At 64.4% G+C, this 14202-nt stretch carries 10 protein-coding genes and 2 pseudogenes; 11 read left to right on the top strand and 1 reads right to left on the bottom strand.

From position 1 onward, the window contains the following. Positions 1–250: 250 nt before the first annotated feature. From ABDW49_RS21390 to ABDW49_RS21410, 5 genes and pseudogenes are all read left to right on the top strand, one after another. The gene (locus ABDW49_RS21390; protein WP_343615070.1) at positions 251–973 is read left to right on the top strand and encodes a SapC family protein; all 723 of its coding nucleotides are present in this window, start codon (positions 251–253) and stop codon (positions 971–973) included. Beyond that, positions 966–1997, top strand: a complete 1032-nt coding sequence (locus ABDW49_RS21395) for a cupin-like domain-containing protein (RefSeq protein ID WP_343615072.1) — start codon at positions 966–968, stop codon at positions 1995–1997. Before ABDW49_RS21390 ends, ABDW49_RS21395 begins: the two co-directional genes overlap by 8 nt. Further along, positions 1994–3471 (top strand): annotated as a pseudogene (locus tag ABDW49_RS21400) (tryptophan halogenase family protein). Before ABDW49_RS21395 ends, ABDW49_RS21400 begins: the two are co-directional and overlap by 4 nt. Positions 3472–3476: 5 nt before the next feature. After that, positions 3477–4536 (top strand): annotated as a pseudogene (locus ABDW49_RS21405) (LacI family DNA-binding transcriptional regulator). A gap of 331 nt (positions 4537–4867) precedes the next feature. After that, positions 4868–5512: a hypothetical protein gene (locus ABDW49_RS21410; RefSeq protein ID WP_343615074.1), complete on the top strand. Its 645-nt coding sequence runs from the start codon at positions 4868–4870 to the stop codon at positions 5510–5512. A 140-nt stretch (positions 5513–5652) separates the two neighbouring features. Here ABDW49_RS21410 and ABDW49_RS21415 read toward each other — a convergent pair whose 3' ends face one another. After that, a complete protein-coding gene (locus ABDW49_RS21415; RefSeq protein WP_343617347.1) occupies positions 5653–6081 on the bottom strand; it encodes an EamA family transporter in 429 nt (142 codons plus the stop codon). A gap of 652 nt (positions 6082–6733) precedes the next feature. Between ABDW49_RS21415 and ABDW49_RS21420 the strand changes: the two genes are divergently transcribed. The 6 genes from ABDW49_RS21420 (at position 6734) to ABDW49_RS21445 (ending at position 14200) form a co-directional block, all read left to right on the top strand. Beyond that, a complete protein-coding gene (locus ABDW49_RS21420; protein ID WP_343615076.1) occupies positions 6734–9172 on the top strand; it encodes a TonB-dependent receptor in 2439 nt (812 codons plus the stop codon). Between the two features lie 8 nt (positions 9173–9180). Further along, positions 9181–10626 (top strand): MFS transporter, encoded by a 1446-nt coding sequence (locus ABDW49_RS21425; RefSeq protein ID WP_343615078.1) that lies wholly within the window; start codon positions 9181–9183, stop codon positions 10624–10626. A 31-nt stretch (positions 10627–10657) separates the two neighbouring features. Beyond that, positions 10658–11593, top strand: a complete 936-nt coding sequence (locus tag ABDW49_RS21430; RefSeq protein ID WP_343615080.1) for a TauD/TfdA family dioxygenase — start codon at positions 10658–10660, stop codon at positions 11591–11593. A 173-nt stretch (positions 11594–11766) separates the two neighbouring features. Further along, on the top strand, positions 11767–12198 hold the full coding sequence (locus tag ABDW49_RS21435) for a MarR family transcriptional regulator (protein ID WP_343615082.1): 432 nt from the start codon (positions 11767–11769) through the stop codon (positions 12196–12198). Positions 12199–12225: 27 nt separating this feature from the next. Continuing rightward, positions 12226–12786 (top strand): isochorismatase family protein, encoded by a 561-nt coding sequence (locus ABDW49_RS21440; protein ID WP_343615084.1) that lies wholly within the window; start codon positions 12226–12228, stop codon positions 12784–12786. A gap of 4 nt (positions 12787–12790) precedes the next feature. After that, positions 12791–14200, top strand: coding sequence for a DHA2 family efflux MFS transporter permease subunit (locus tag ABDW49_RS21445; protein ID WP_343615086.1), 1410 nt, complete (start codon positions 12791–12793; stop codon positions 14198–14200). The last annotated feature ends 2 nt before the right edge of the window (positions 14201–14202 follow it).

Below are 14202 nucleotides of genomic sequence, written 5' to 3' on the forward strand. Positions count from 1 at the left end.
ACAGCGCCACCCTCGCGATGCGAGGGTGGCGTTTTCCCGTTTCGTGAGGCACAAGGCTGACAGGGAGTGGCCTGAGCAGGACCACGCAGCAGGACGGGTCACGTGGATACGGCCATTTCCGGGATGGGAGCCATGAGCGGGGACACTGCAGGTCGCCCCGGCGTCGGACACCTGCGCCTCTGCCAACCTCGACCTATCTCGACGCGGGCCCTGCGGCGTGGCGCCCGCTCGCAATGGAGCATTTGATCTGATGGCCAATCACGCCCTTCTTTCCTCGGATGATCACCTGACCCTGCGCATCATCCCGCAGCGCGGCGCGGACAGGGGCGATGCGGTGATGGCCTGCCTCATCGTGCCGACAGAGTTCCGCCGTGTGCAGAACGACTTTCCCATCCTGTTCCGCCTGACGCCGCAGCGCGACCGCTTCCAGGCCTTCGCGATGTTTGGTTTTGAACAGGGCGAAAACCTCTTCCTTCAGGACAATCATTGGGATGCGGGCTATCTTCCGCTGGCGATGCAGATCCAGCCCTTGTTGATCGGCCATCCCGCGACAGAAGGCGGCGACAAGCAGATCCATATCGATCTGGACAGTCCGCGCATCTCGGGCAGTGAGGAGGGGATCCGGCTGTTCGATGACCTCGGTCGCCCGACCCCCTATCTTGAGACGATGGCCGAACGGCTTGGCGAACTCGATGCCGGGTGGCAGGCGAATGATGATTTCTTCACCGCGCTCACCCGCCATGAGCTGCTTGAACCGCTGACGCTGGAGATCACGCTGAACGATGGTTCGACCAGTCGGCTGGTGGGCTATCACGGCATTGCCGAGGAGAGGCTGCAACAACTCGATGCGGCGGCGCTTGGCGACCTGCAGGCCGGAGGCCATCTGATGCCGGTGTTTATGGCGCTGGCGTCGCTTGCCAATGTCGCGGAACTGCGCGATCGCAAGAGCCTGCGGGTCGCCATGCATGGTTGATACCGATCCGGGCATCTTCGAAGATCTGGCGCGCGTGCCCGAAGTGCGGGTCGTGGATGCCGCTGATCTCGATGCGCGGCTGCAGGGTGCCGATACGCCTTTCGTGGTGCGCGGCCTGGTGAAGGACTGGCCGCTGGTCGAGGCCGGGCGCCGCTCATCGCGTGAGGCGCGCGCCTATCTGCTGCGCCATCACCGCGATATGGCTTTCACCGTCGCCGTCGGGGAACTGGGCGGCGATGGGCGCCTGTTCTACGACGCGGATATGGCGATGAATTTTCGCACTTTGCGCGCCAAGCTGCCCGACATCTTCCAGCGGATGGATGCGGTGGAAGGACGCGCGGGAGCACCCTCGGTCTATCTTTCCTCGATCGACATGCACCAGTTCTTCGATGGGCTGCATGAAGCAAACCATCTCGATCTGGGCGAGCGGACGTGTCTGGCGAGCATCTGGATCGGCACGCGCACGCGCATCGCGGCGCATAATGACCTGCCCAACAATCTGGCCTGCGTGGCGGTGGGCCGCCGCCGCTTCACCCTGTTCCCGCGTGAGCAGTTCCGCAACCTGCATCTGGGGCCGATCGATAACACGCCCGCGGGCCGCGCGATCAGCATGGTCGATTTCCACGCGCCCGATCCGCAGCGCCATCCCCGTTTTCCCGACGCGCTGGCCCATGCGCAGGTCGCCGAGCTGGAGGCGGGGGATGCCTTGTACATCCCGTCCATGTGGTGGCATCACGTCGAGGGTCTCGAGGATTTCAACATTCTGGTGAACTACTGGTGGCGTGAGACACCGCGCTGGATGGGCTCGCCGCAGGATGCGCTGACCCATGCGCTGCTGGCGATCCGCGATCTGCCCGCCGACCAGAAGCAGCATTGGCGCGACATGTTCGACTATTACGTCTTCGCCAATGGCGACGAGGTGACCGCCCATATTCCGGAGGAAGGCCGCAGCGTGCTGGCCCCGCTCACCCCGGAAAGCGCCGACCGTATTCGTGCCTTCCTGCTCAGGAATCTCAGTCAATGATCCCAAACCCACGCCGTATCGTCATTGCCGGAGGCGGCACCGCAGGATGGATGGCCGCCGCCGCGATCACGCGCACGATGGGCCGCACCGCGCAGGTCACGCTGATTGAATCGGATGCCATCGGCACGGTCGGGGTGGGGGAATCGACGATCCCGCCGCTCGTCATCTACAACCGGCTGCTCGGCATCGGCGAGGCCGATTTCATGCGCGCGACGCAAGCCACCTTCAAGCTGGGCATCCTGTTCGACGGCTGGAAGAACGGCAAGACCGCTATTTCCACTCCTTCGGGCTGACCGGGCAGGATCATTGGTCCGCCGGTTTCCAGCATTTCTGGCTGAACGGGCTGGAACGCGGGCATGACGAGTCCTACGACGCCTATTGCCTCGAATTGGTCGCTGCGCTGGACGGAAAATTCGCGCACCTCCCCGATGAGCGCATGAATTATGCCTATCAGCTCGATGCCACGCTCTACGCCCAGTTCCTGCGGCGCATGGCGGAGGGCGATGGCGCGCACCGGATCGAGGGCAAGATCGCCCATGTCGCGCTCGACAGCGAAAGCGGCGATGTTGCCGCGCTTCATCTTGAATCGGGGACCGTGGTCGAGGGTGACCTGTTCATCGACTGCACCGGCTTTCGCGCTCTGCTGATCGAGCAGGCCTTGCATGCGGGCTTTGACGACTGGACGCACTGGCTGCCCTGCGATTCCGCCATCGCGGTGCAGACCGAGAATGTCGGCCCGCCCGTGCCTTATACCCGCGCCATGGCGCATGATGCGGGCTGGCAGTGGCGGATTCCGCTGCAGCATCGCTCGGGCAATGGCATCGTCTTTTCCAGCCGCTATCTGGAGCGTGACGCCGCGCTTGAGCGCCTGCTTGGCAACATCGAGGGCAAGGTCCTGACCGAGCCGAACAATCTGCGCTTCGTCACGGGCGCCAGGCGGAAGCAATGGCATCGCAATGTCGTGGCCATCGGCCTGTCGAGCGGCTTTATGGAGCCGCTGGAATCGACCAGCATTCATCTTATCCAGCGCGCGATCCTCAGGCTGATCCGGATGATGCCGGGCGGGCCGATCTCGCCGCGCGACATCGCCGAGTTCAACGACCAGCAATTCGCGGATATGGAACAGATCCGCGATTTCCTGATCCTCCACTACAAGGCGACCGATCGGCGTGACTCCGCTTTCTGGCGGCAATGTGCGAGCATGGACATTCCCGACAGCCTTGCGCAAAAAATCGAGCTGTTCCGCGAAACCGGCCGGGTCTTCCGCCGCAATGAGGAGCTGTTCGCGGAGAACAGTTGGGTGCAGGTGATGATGGGGCAGGGGATCATGCCCGCCACCCATCATCCGATTGCCGCCAAGCTGCCCGATGAGGAACTGGCGAAGTTCCTCTCCACACTGCGCGACAATGTGAAACGCACGGTTGCGGGCTTGCCGCCGCATGCCGACTATGTCGCGCATTATTGCGGAGCCTGAAGGCGATGGCGCGCAGGCGGCAGGCTGTCACGATCAAGCATGTGGCCGCTGATGCGGGCGTGTCGCTGCAGACCGTCAGCCGTGTCATCAACAAGGAGCCCAGCGTCCGGGCGGAATTGGTGGAACGGGTTCAGGAGGCGATCACCCGGCTCGGCTATGTCCCCTCGATCGCGGCGCAGCGGATGGGGGGCTCGCGTTCCTATCTGATCGTTGCGCTCAACGACCGGGAGCGTACCATCGCCGACTGGCGCGCGCGCGAAGGCACCGACTGGGTCGACCAGATGCTGCTGGGCGGCATGCTGACCTGCGCGACCCATGGCTATCGCATGATCGTCGAACTGGTCGACACGCATAGCGATCATATCGAACGCGAATTGATGGCGGCGATTGCCGCGCTGCAGCCCGATGGCGTGATCCTGACCCCGCCCCATTCGGACAATCCGCTGATCATCGGCCTGCTGGAGCAGCAACGGATCAGCTTCGCGCGGATCGGCTCGCGGCGCGGGGGGGGCGGGTTTTGCCTTGACGATGGACGATGAATCCGCGGCCTCGCTGGCCACCGAGCACCTGATCGCGCTGGGCCACACCAGGATCGGCTTCATTGCCGGACCGGAGGATTATGAACTGAGCGCATGGCGCATCGATGGCTGGCGCAAGACGATGCTGGCGGCGGGCCTTGCGGACGATCTGCTGGCGCGGGGCGATTTTGGCTATGCCTCGGGCCGGGATGCGGCGATCGCCTTGCTCGACGCCGCCGATCCCGCGACCGCGATCATCGCCAGCAATGACCAGATGGCGCTCGCCACACTAGAGACCTGCCGGAGCCGGGGGATCGAGGTGCCGCGCGACCTGTCATTGGTCAGCTTCGACAACACGCCGATCGTGCGCTTCACGCATCCGCCGCTCACGGCGATTGATCAGCCGATCGCCGACCTGGCGGCGCAGGCTGTCGAACTCATCATCGCCGAGCTTGCGGGGCGCGACGCGCCAAGCCAGCCGATCATCGTTCCCGCGACGCTCGAACTGCGCCAATCGACCGCCCCGCGTCACCGGAGCGATGCCTGAGCAGATCGTGAAGCACTCTCCGGACGGACGGCGTGAATGGCGCCGCTTCCGATCCGGCGGGAGATGGGCTCCGCCTCACGACCGCGCCTGCCTGAGCTATCGGAGTGGGGGTACCGCGTCCTTTCCCGCTCAAGGATTAAAGGTTTCTGGGCCGCTGCAGGTGATGGCCGGCGCTTGAAATCAGGTGGCGAAAAGGGGAAGTATCATCCTGTGTCCCGCCGTTTCCGGCGATCCCTCGCGCGTCACCACGAACAAACAGGCCATATGGACTGGCGGATTGTTCTGTCGCTTGATAGAAAGCGATCACGACAATAGGGAACGCCAATTGCTTATGTTCGTCTTCCTGTTGGTGCAAGCCGCTGCCTTATCGTTCTCGCAGCTTCGGGATTTGCCGTCGGCAGTGGCGGGCGACGCTGTCCTGCGCGATCAACAGCATGGTCACATCGAGACATTCGAGGCGCCAACCGGAGGCTTGAACGCGCCGGGTGTGGTTGACGGCCAGTTTGTGGAACGTCCGACCGTGAGCGGCTCAGGCTGTGTCAGACGGCGCTGGACCGTGACATTCCATGCGGCACCGGGGGCGGCCATCGACACCGCCACTGCGGCAGGCATCTACAGCACATGGGAGATTGCAGCCTCGCCGCATGGTGTCTGCCCCTCTGGACGCTATGTACACTTGAATCCCGGCGTGAGCGTGGATCAGGGATGGAATGCCTTGGCGCACCTTGAAGCGGTGAGCGCCGCAGGCAGCCGGATCGAGTTCCAATGCTCCGACAGGACATCCTCCGGCCTGTGCGACAGCAGCACAGCGATCCGTTCCGGTGTGCGCCGATTAGCGCCCTGGGCCATCACGCTTGAGGCCGGTGAGGTCGTGATGTGGTTGGGTGTGCCGGGCGATGTCGTCACCGAGGTGCGTTTTCAATCGACGGATCCGACCAAGGTCACCGTAACGCGCAAAGTGCCCGCGCCGTTCTGACATACGCCTGCTTTGCAAGACCGCACTGCCGTATATCCTGTGGCCAGGACCCTGTCGGCAAGGCTCCTGCCTATTTGTGACCAATTCAGGGCCATAATGTGGCTACGCGGGCCCGCATTCGATCGCCCCTCGGCGCCATCTCAGGCCAGTGCGACGCAGATTGCGCCCAGAGTGATCAGGCCTATGCCCAGCCAACCGCGCGCACTGAGGTTTTCGCCCAGCAGGAAGACGCCGGCCAATGCGACGATGACGACGCTCAGCTTGTCAATCGGCGCAACCCTTGCCGCATCCCCCATTTTGAGTGCCCGGAAATAGCAGAGCCATGATGCCCCCGTCGCCAGACCCGAGAGCACCAGAAACGCCCAACTGCGTGCGCTGATCTGATCCAGCGCATGGAACTTGCCCCCGAAGATCAGCATGGCCCCCAGAATCAGGACGATCACGATGGTCCGCAAAAAGGTCGCGAGATCGGAATTGATGCCCTCGATGCCGATCTTGGCGAAGATTGCCGTCAAGGCGGCAAAGACCGCCGAAAGCAGGCTCCAGAACAGCCATGAGGCTGAGGCGATGTTGAGCATGGGTCTTGTCCTCCGGGGCGGTACCGCGCTTGCAGGCGCTCATCCGACAGTTGCAGCCTTTTCCCTTACCGCAATCCGGGGAGGAGGTCTTTGGAAGAACCCTGCCCGCCGCACCGGGCGAGGCGCTGCGATGTATAGGAATTTCTCATATACCGTTTCCGGGCGGGATCGGCATATGGATTTCTTTATTATTCCACATAAATTCAATGTTATGTTGAAAGCAGACTGCTTTCTTCCTTTTCCATAAAGGAAGCATTCTGCCGGACAAAGCAAAGCTATATTGTCGGATATCCAATCGGATAAGTAGACAATAACCCGGAAGCGGCCGCCGAAGGGAATGAAGGCGCCGCTTGATCGACGACTGAAGCATGCGATATCCGGGCATCAGGGTCCGGTGTCGCATTCCCTCACATCAAGGGACTTAGCGATGAACATCATCAGGCAGCTCTCCTAAGCGACAGGCGCATTCCGCGCCCGTCTGTCCTTTCGTCCACGTCCGGCACAGCGATGTCGGGTGGCGAGGGGATTCGTCCATCATCAACCGCTTGGCCATCGGTCCTGCGGAGCGGGGCAGGCTGCGCGCCATGCGAGGCAGCGTTGCGCCCCGGCGGCTGCCATCCATCTTTTCAGAACAGGGATTGACGTGAACAAGACGCTTTCGTCCGCTTTTCATCGCAGCGCCATCCGCAGCAGCAAGGCCTTGTTGCTGTCTGCCGCCGGTCCCGTCGCGCTGGCCTGCGCAGCCCCGGCGCTGGCCGATGAAGGCGCCGCAGCCCCTCTCGCGGTCACCGCCACCGCTGAAACCCCGATTGGCGAGCCCATTCTGGTGACCGCGCGCCGTCGCGACGAGAATGTGCAGAAGGTGCCCATCGCCATCAGCGTGATCGGTTCCGAAGCTCTGGCCAAAACGGGCAATTACACGCTGTCCCAAGTCCAGCAGCTCGTGCCCAGTCTTCAGGTTTACAGCTTCAATCCGCGCAACACCAACATCAACATTCGCGGGCTGGGTGCCAATGTCTCGCTGACCAATGACGGGCTGGAGAATGGCGTCGGCTTCTATCTGGACAATGTCTATTACGGGCGGCCCGGCCAGTCGCAGTTCGATCTGGTCGACCTCCAGCAGATCGAGGTGCTGCGCGGGCCGCAGGGCACGCTGTTTGGCAAGAACACCACGGCGGGCGCGATCAACATCACCAGCAAGGCACCCAGCTTCAGGCCCGAAGCCTATGGCGAGGCCAGCGGCGGCAATTACGGCTATTACCAGTTTCGCGCCTCGGTTTCCGCGCCGATCATCGCGGACAAGGCCGCGTTCCGCCTGTCGATCTCCGACACGCATCGGGACGGCTATCTGACCAACATCCACGATGGATCGAAGGCGCAGGATTACGACAATGTCGCGATCCGCGGCCAGTTGCTGATCAAGCCCGCGGACGCAGTCTCGGTCAAGCTGATCGGTGATTATGCCAATCAGCGGCAGAACTATGTGCTCAACGTTCCGGTGGCCTATGTCACCAATTACGACAGCGGCGCCGTTCTGGCGAACAACATCGTGCAGCGCGCGGCGCGGGCGAATTACACGCTGCTGCCTGCCAGCCCCTTTGCGCGGATCGGCGATTCAGACAGCCATTATCAGGCCAAGATGAGAAGCTATGGCGTCTCGGGCCAGGTCGACTGGGATCTGGGCGGGCCCGCCCTCACCTCGATCACGGCCTATCGCTGGTGGGACTGGGACCCGGCCAATGATGGCGACAGCACTGGCCTGCCCGTCACGACCAAGGCGCAGCAGGCCAACCGCCAGCGCCAGTTCAGTCAGGAAATCCGCCTCGCCTCGCAAGGCAAGCACACCATCGACTGGGTGGTGGGCGCTTATTACTTCTGGCAGACGATCCGTGGCTACGGCGCCTCGGCCTATGGTTCGGCAGCGGCCAACTGGAACCTGCCCACCGCCAATCAGGCGGTTGCGGCGGCTGCCCTCAACGGCTTCGAGGCGAACAGCTTTTCCGATCCGATCACGCGCAGCTATGCCCTGTTCGGACAGGCGAACTGGAACATCTCCGAGCGGCTCAGCTTCACCGGTGGGTTGCGCTACACCCATGAGGACAAGAGTGGCGTCTATCGCCAGTGGTGGGCGGCGGGCACCGATCTTTCCACCCTGTCAGCGGCGGATGCGCAGACCGCGACAGCCTATCGCAACGCCTTCAACCCCCAGACCAGCTACAGCATCGGCCTGAGCGACGACAGCGTTTCAGGCCTGGCCACGCTGAGCTGGAAGGCAGCGCGCGATGTGCTGATCTATGGCTCCTATTCGCGCGGCAGCAAGTCGGGCGGGCTCAACCTTACCAACATTCCGGCGGGCTTCACCACCTCGGCGCTGACCGTGCGCCCCGAAACGGTCGACAATGTCGAAGTTGGCGTGAAATCGCAGTGGTTCGACCGGCATCTGACTGCCAATCTCGCCGGCTTCTGGACCAATGTGAAGGATTATCAGACCGCCATTTCCGCTTACAATGCGCTGGGCTCGCTGGTGCAATATATTTCCAACATTCCCAAGGTGCGCTCGCGCGGCATCGAGGGCGATCTGACCTACACCCCCAGCCGCTGGGTGACGCTGACCGCCTCGGGCTCCTATGTGGAGGCGCTGTACCGCGACTATGCCAATGCGCCGCAGGCGCTTGAGAACAATCCGGCGGCCATCGCGGCGGGTGGATCGGGGCCGACCCAGAACCTGAGCGGCGTGCAACTGCCCGGCGTGCCGCGCTTCTCCTATTCGCTGGGCGCGGATGTGGCGCAGCCGCTCAAGGGCGGCGGGCTGGTCGTTTATGGCCATGCCGATTTCGCGCATAAATCCAGCTTCAACACCTCCTCCAACAACAGCCGTTACGCGCAGGTGCCGGGCTACGGCCTGCTCAATGCGCGGCTGGGCATCCGCTCGGAAAGCGACAGATGGGATCTGTCCGTCTGGGCCCGCAATCTGACGAACACCAACTACTTCCAGGCGCTCAGCGCGGCCGCCACCGGCTACATCACCGGCACCATCGGCGATCCGCGCACCTATGGCGTCACCGTCAAGACCAAATGGTGAGGTGAGACATGGCGACAGTCTATTCCGCAAGGGAGGGCGCCGCCACCGCGCGCTCCACTCCCAACGGCGCGCGCGGCAAGGCGCATCGGCCCGAAGCCTGGCGGCTGGCGGGCTTTGCCGCCCTGTCGGTGCCGATCTATGCCGCGCAGATGCCGCTCGCGGTGCATCTGCCCGCGATCTACACGCAGCATTTTGGCCTTTCGCTGGGCGTGATCGGCCTGCTGTTCCTGATCGAGCGCCTGTGGGGCGCCGTCAGCGACCCGCTGATCGGCGCGTTGAGCGACCGGACAAGCAGCCGCTTCGGGCGCCGCCGTCCCTGGATCGCGGCGGGGTCGGTGCTGTTCGGTCTGGCCTGCCTGGCCCTGTTCTTTCCGAGCCGGGCGCTGGTGTCGCCCGCCTACCTCGGGCTTGGGCTGTTCCTGCTCTATCTCGGCTGGTCGATGATGCAGATCCCCTATCTGGCCTGGTCCGGGGAGATTTCCGCCGACTATCATGGCCGCACCCGCGTGGCGACCTATCAGCAGGTGGCCGGTTCCTTCGCGCTGCTGATGGTGCTGGTCCTGCCGACGATCATTGACCAGTTGCGCCCCGGCGACAGCGGCTTGCGGCTGGCGGCGATGGGGGCGGCGGTGCTGGTCAGTCTGGTGATCGCCCTGCCGCTGACCCTGCGCGCCTTTCCCGAGCAGACCCCAGGCGAGGCACCGGCCGGCACGACACCGGTCCGCCGCCAGCCCCTTGGCCGCACGCTGAGCCTGATCGTCCGCGAGAAGCTGCTGCGCCGCGTCCTGCTCTCGGATTTCGCGGTCACGGCGGGGCAGGGCACGCGCGCCGGATTGATCGTCTTCTTCGCCACCTTTTACATGGGCCTGCCGCAATGGGCGAGCGGCCTCTATCTGCTGCAGTTCATCTTCGGTGTCGTGGCCGGCCCCGTCTGGGCGCAGATCGGCTATCGCTTCGGCAAGCATCGCGCCGCCATCGCCGGAGAGCTGGCGCAGGTGGCCATCAATCTGGGCCTGCTCCTCGTGGTGCCGGGCGGCATCGCCCTGATGGTGGCGCTGACCGTGGCGCAGGGGCTGACGCAAAGCTCGGGCAATCTGATGCTGCGCTCGATGGTCGCCGATATCGCCGATGAACACCGCCTGCGCACCGGCGAGGATCGCGCCGCCCTGTTCTTCTCGGCCTTCAGCGTCTCGATGAAGGCGGGCACCGCCTTTGCCGTGGGCGTGGCGCTGCCGCTGGTGGGCTGGCTGGGCTTCAGCCCGCATGCCGCGCACAATACGCCCGAAGCGCTCAGGGGCCTGCTCTATGTCTTCGCGCTGGGCCCGGCGCTCGCCCATCTGCTCTCGGCCTGGCTGATCATGGGCTTCCCGCTCGATGAAGCGCGCCATGCCGAGGTCCGCCGCGCGCTTGCCGAGCGGGCCGCCGCCACCCCTTTCTCCACCGCCGCCGAATAACCGCCAACCCGATTGTCAAAGGAGTACGACCATGACTGATACCATCCACCGCTTCAGCAATGCCGCCGATGATCAAAGCCCGCTCGACATCGTGCCGGTTGCAGGCCGGATCGGCGCGGAAATCCGCAATGTGCGCCTGTCAGGCGATCTTGATGCCGCCACGCTGGGGGCGGTGCGCGCCGCTCTGCTGCGGCACAAGGTGATCTTCTTCCGTGGCCAGCACGATCTGACCGATCAGGAGCATGAGGCCTTCGCCGCCCTGCTGGGCGATCCGGTGGCCCATCCCACGGTGCCGGTGGTCGAGGGTTCGCGCTATCTGCTCGAACTGGATTCGAAGGAGGGTGAGGCCGCCTCGAGCTGGCACACCGATGTCACCTTCGTGGAAGCCTATCCCAAGGCCTCGATCCTGCGTGCGCTGACCATCCCCGAGGCGGGCGGCGACACGCTGTGGGCCAATGGCGTGACCGCCTATGAAGAGCTGACCGAGCCGCTTCGCGCTCTGGTCGATGGATTGTGGGCGGTGCATACCAACAAATATGATTATGCCGGCACCTTCGGCAGCAAGGATTCCAAACGCGCCGAGGCCTATTCCAAGATCTTCGCCTCGACCGTTTATGAAACCGAGCATCCCGTCGTGCGCGTCCACCCCGAAACCGGGGAGCGCAGCCTGCTTCTGGGCCATTTCGTCAAGCAGTTTGTCGGGCTGACCTCGGCGGATTCGCAGAGAATCTTCGCCATCCTGCAGGACCACATCACCAAGCCGGAAAACACCGTGCGCTGGCGCTGGCAGGTCGGCGACGTGGCCATTTGGGACAATCGCGCCACCCAGCATCGCGCCATCGCCGATTTCGGCCTCCAGCGTCGCACGCTGCGCCGCGCCACGGTGGCGGGCGACGTGCCGGTCTCGATTGACGGCCGTCGCAGCCGCACCGTGAAACAGGAAAGCGCCGAGGTGACCGACGCCTGATCGCAGCGGTCTGCCTGCCGCATCCCTCTGGCCCGCGCCGGGCCGGAGGGATGTTCTCTTTGTCAGCGGTTGAGGCGCGCGTGTTGTCCCGCCGATCAAGGATCTTGCACATCGAGACCTGATAATTAAAAGTCTATCTTGCAAGTTTGCCTTCCAAGATGTAATTGGTCCCAATGACCAGCCAGCCCCCCTTCGATGCCGTGGTGGCCGATTTAACCCTTGCCGTGGGCGGCCTCATCCGCCGGCTTCGGGCTGATGTGCGGGCCACGGACCTCAATCTCTCCGAAGCCGCCGTCGTGGCCCGTCTGGAGCGCGAAGGACCTCTCACAACCGCCGCGCTGGCCCGCGCCGAAGCGATGAAGCCCCAGTCGATGGGCGCGCTGATTGCCCAGCTTGAGCGTCAGGAGCTGGTGGAGCGGCAACCCCATCCCACCGACGGGCGGCAGATGCTGATCGCCCTGACCAAGGCGGGCCTTGCCGCGCGCCACCGCCAACAGGCCGCCAAGCGTGCCTGGCTGCTCGCCGCGATGGAGCGGCTCGAACCATCCGAAGTGCAGACCTTGCAGGCCGCCATCCCTCTGATCCGGCGCCTTGGCGAAGGCTGAACCTTTCTCTCAACCATGGAGCCAACCATGCCTGTCACCACGCTCGATCCCCGGACGGCGCTGATCGTCGTCGATCTTCAGAAAGGCATTGTCGCCTTGCCCGGCGCTCATCCGATGGGCGATGTGGTGGCCGGGGCCGTCACCCTGCTGGCAGCCTTTCGCCGACACGCCCTGCCGGTCGTTCTCGTCAATGTCACGGGGCTGGCGCCGGGCCGCACCGAACACAGCATGAGCGGCTTGCGCTTCTCGCCCGACTTTGCCGATCTGTTGCCCGAACTCGATCCTCGGCCCCAGGACATTCTGGTGACCAAGCGGACCTGGGGCGCCTTCACCGGCACCGATCTGGAGGCGCGGCTGCGCGCGCATGGGGTGACGCAGGTGGTGATCTGCGGTGTGGCCACCAGCGCGGGGGTGGAATCCACGGCGCGCTTCGCCCATGAACTGGGTTTCAACGTCACCCTGGCCACCGATGCCATGACCGACATGAGCCGCGAGGCGCATGACAACAGCCTCGCGCGGATCTTCCCCCGTCTGGGTGAGAGCGGCACGGTCGAGGCCATCGCCGCCCTGCTCGACGCCAGAGGCTGAACGCATGGCATCGGCAGCGCGGGACAGGCCTGAAAAACTCGACCCTTCGGTCTATAAGATCTGCTTTGTCGCGGTGTTCGGCCCCCTGCTGTCGCAGGTCGATGCGACGATCGTGAACGTCTCGCTGTCCGGGCTGGCGGCGGAGTTGAAAACCTCGCTTTCCACCATCCAGTGGGTGACCAGCGGCTATCTTCTGGCGCTGACACTGGTGCTGCCGCTCAACGGCTGGCTGCTGGAGCGGATCGGCGCCAAGCGGCTGTTCCTGATGTGCCTTGCCGGTTTCACGATGTCCTCGGCGCTGTGCGGTCTGGCCTGGTCGGCGGCGTCGCTGATTGCCTTTCGGGCGTTTCAGGGGATCAGCGGTGGTTTGATGGCCCCCATGGCGCAGATGCTGGTGGCGCGCGCGGCGGGCAAGCAGATGAGCCGGGTGGTGGGCTATATGTCCTTGCCGGTGCTGTTCGCGCCGATCGTGGGGCCGATGATCGCGGGGATCATTCTGCAATATGCCACATGGCGCTGGCTGTTTCTGGTCAATGTGCCGGTCGGACTGCTCGCGCTGGGGTTGGCCTTCATGCTGCTGCCCGAGGATCGGCAGGATCTGCGCCCGCGCGGGCTGGACTGGGGCGGGCTGGCGCTGTTGTCGCCGGGGCTGGTGCTGTTCCTCTATGGCACGCAGGGTTTGGCTCAGGCGGCGGGCTGGCTGGAGATGGCTGCGGGCGTCAGCCTGATCGGCCTGTTTCTGTGGGCAGCGCGGGCGAGGGGTGATGATGCGCTGATCGATCTGCGGCTGTTCCGGGGCCCGGTGTTTCGCGCTTGCGCGATCACCCAGTTCCTGTCGAATGGCGCGCTGTTTGCCGGGCAGATGCTGGTTCCGGTGTTTCTGGTCGGGGCTTGCGGGCGGGCCCCCACCGATATGGGCTGGATGCTGGCGCCGCTGGGGCTGGGCATGCTGGTGAGCAGTCTGGCGATGAGCATCCTGACCCAGCGGCTTGGCACACGCCGGCTGGTGCGTGGCGGGGCGGCGCTGGCTTCGGTCTCGACCCTGTCCTTCGTCTGGCTGGCGTGGCATGGGCTCGACCTCTGGGTGTTGATGCCGGCGCTGTTCCTGCGCGGCATGGGGCAGGGATCGGTCGGTCTGCCGACCATGTCGGCGGCCTATACCACCGTCGCCAAGCGGGACCTGCCCATGGCCACCACATCGATCAACATCGTGCAAAGGATCGGCGGCCCGACCATGACGACCCTGTGCGCGACCCTTCTGGCCTGGCGGCTGGGGGTGGATCAGATCGGCCATGGCAGCCTGACGCCGGGCCTCAATGCCTATGGCTGGGCGTTTCTGGTGTTGGGGCTGCTGCATGGCGCGGTCTGCCTCACGGCGCGGCGGTTGCCGTCCCGTGTGGAGAAGGGCGCGTAACG

The sequence above is a fragment of the Novosphingobium sp. genome (genome assembly GCF_039595395.1).
In the GTDB taxonomy this organism is placed as follows: Bacteria; Pseudomonadota; Alphaproteobacteria; order Sphingomonadales; family Sphingomonadaceae; genus Novosphingobium.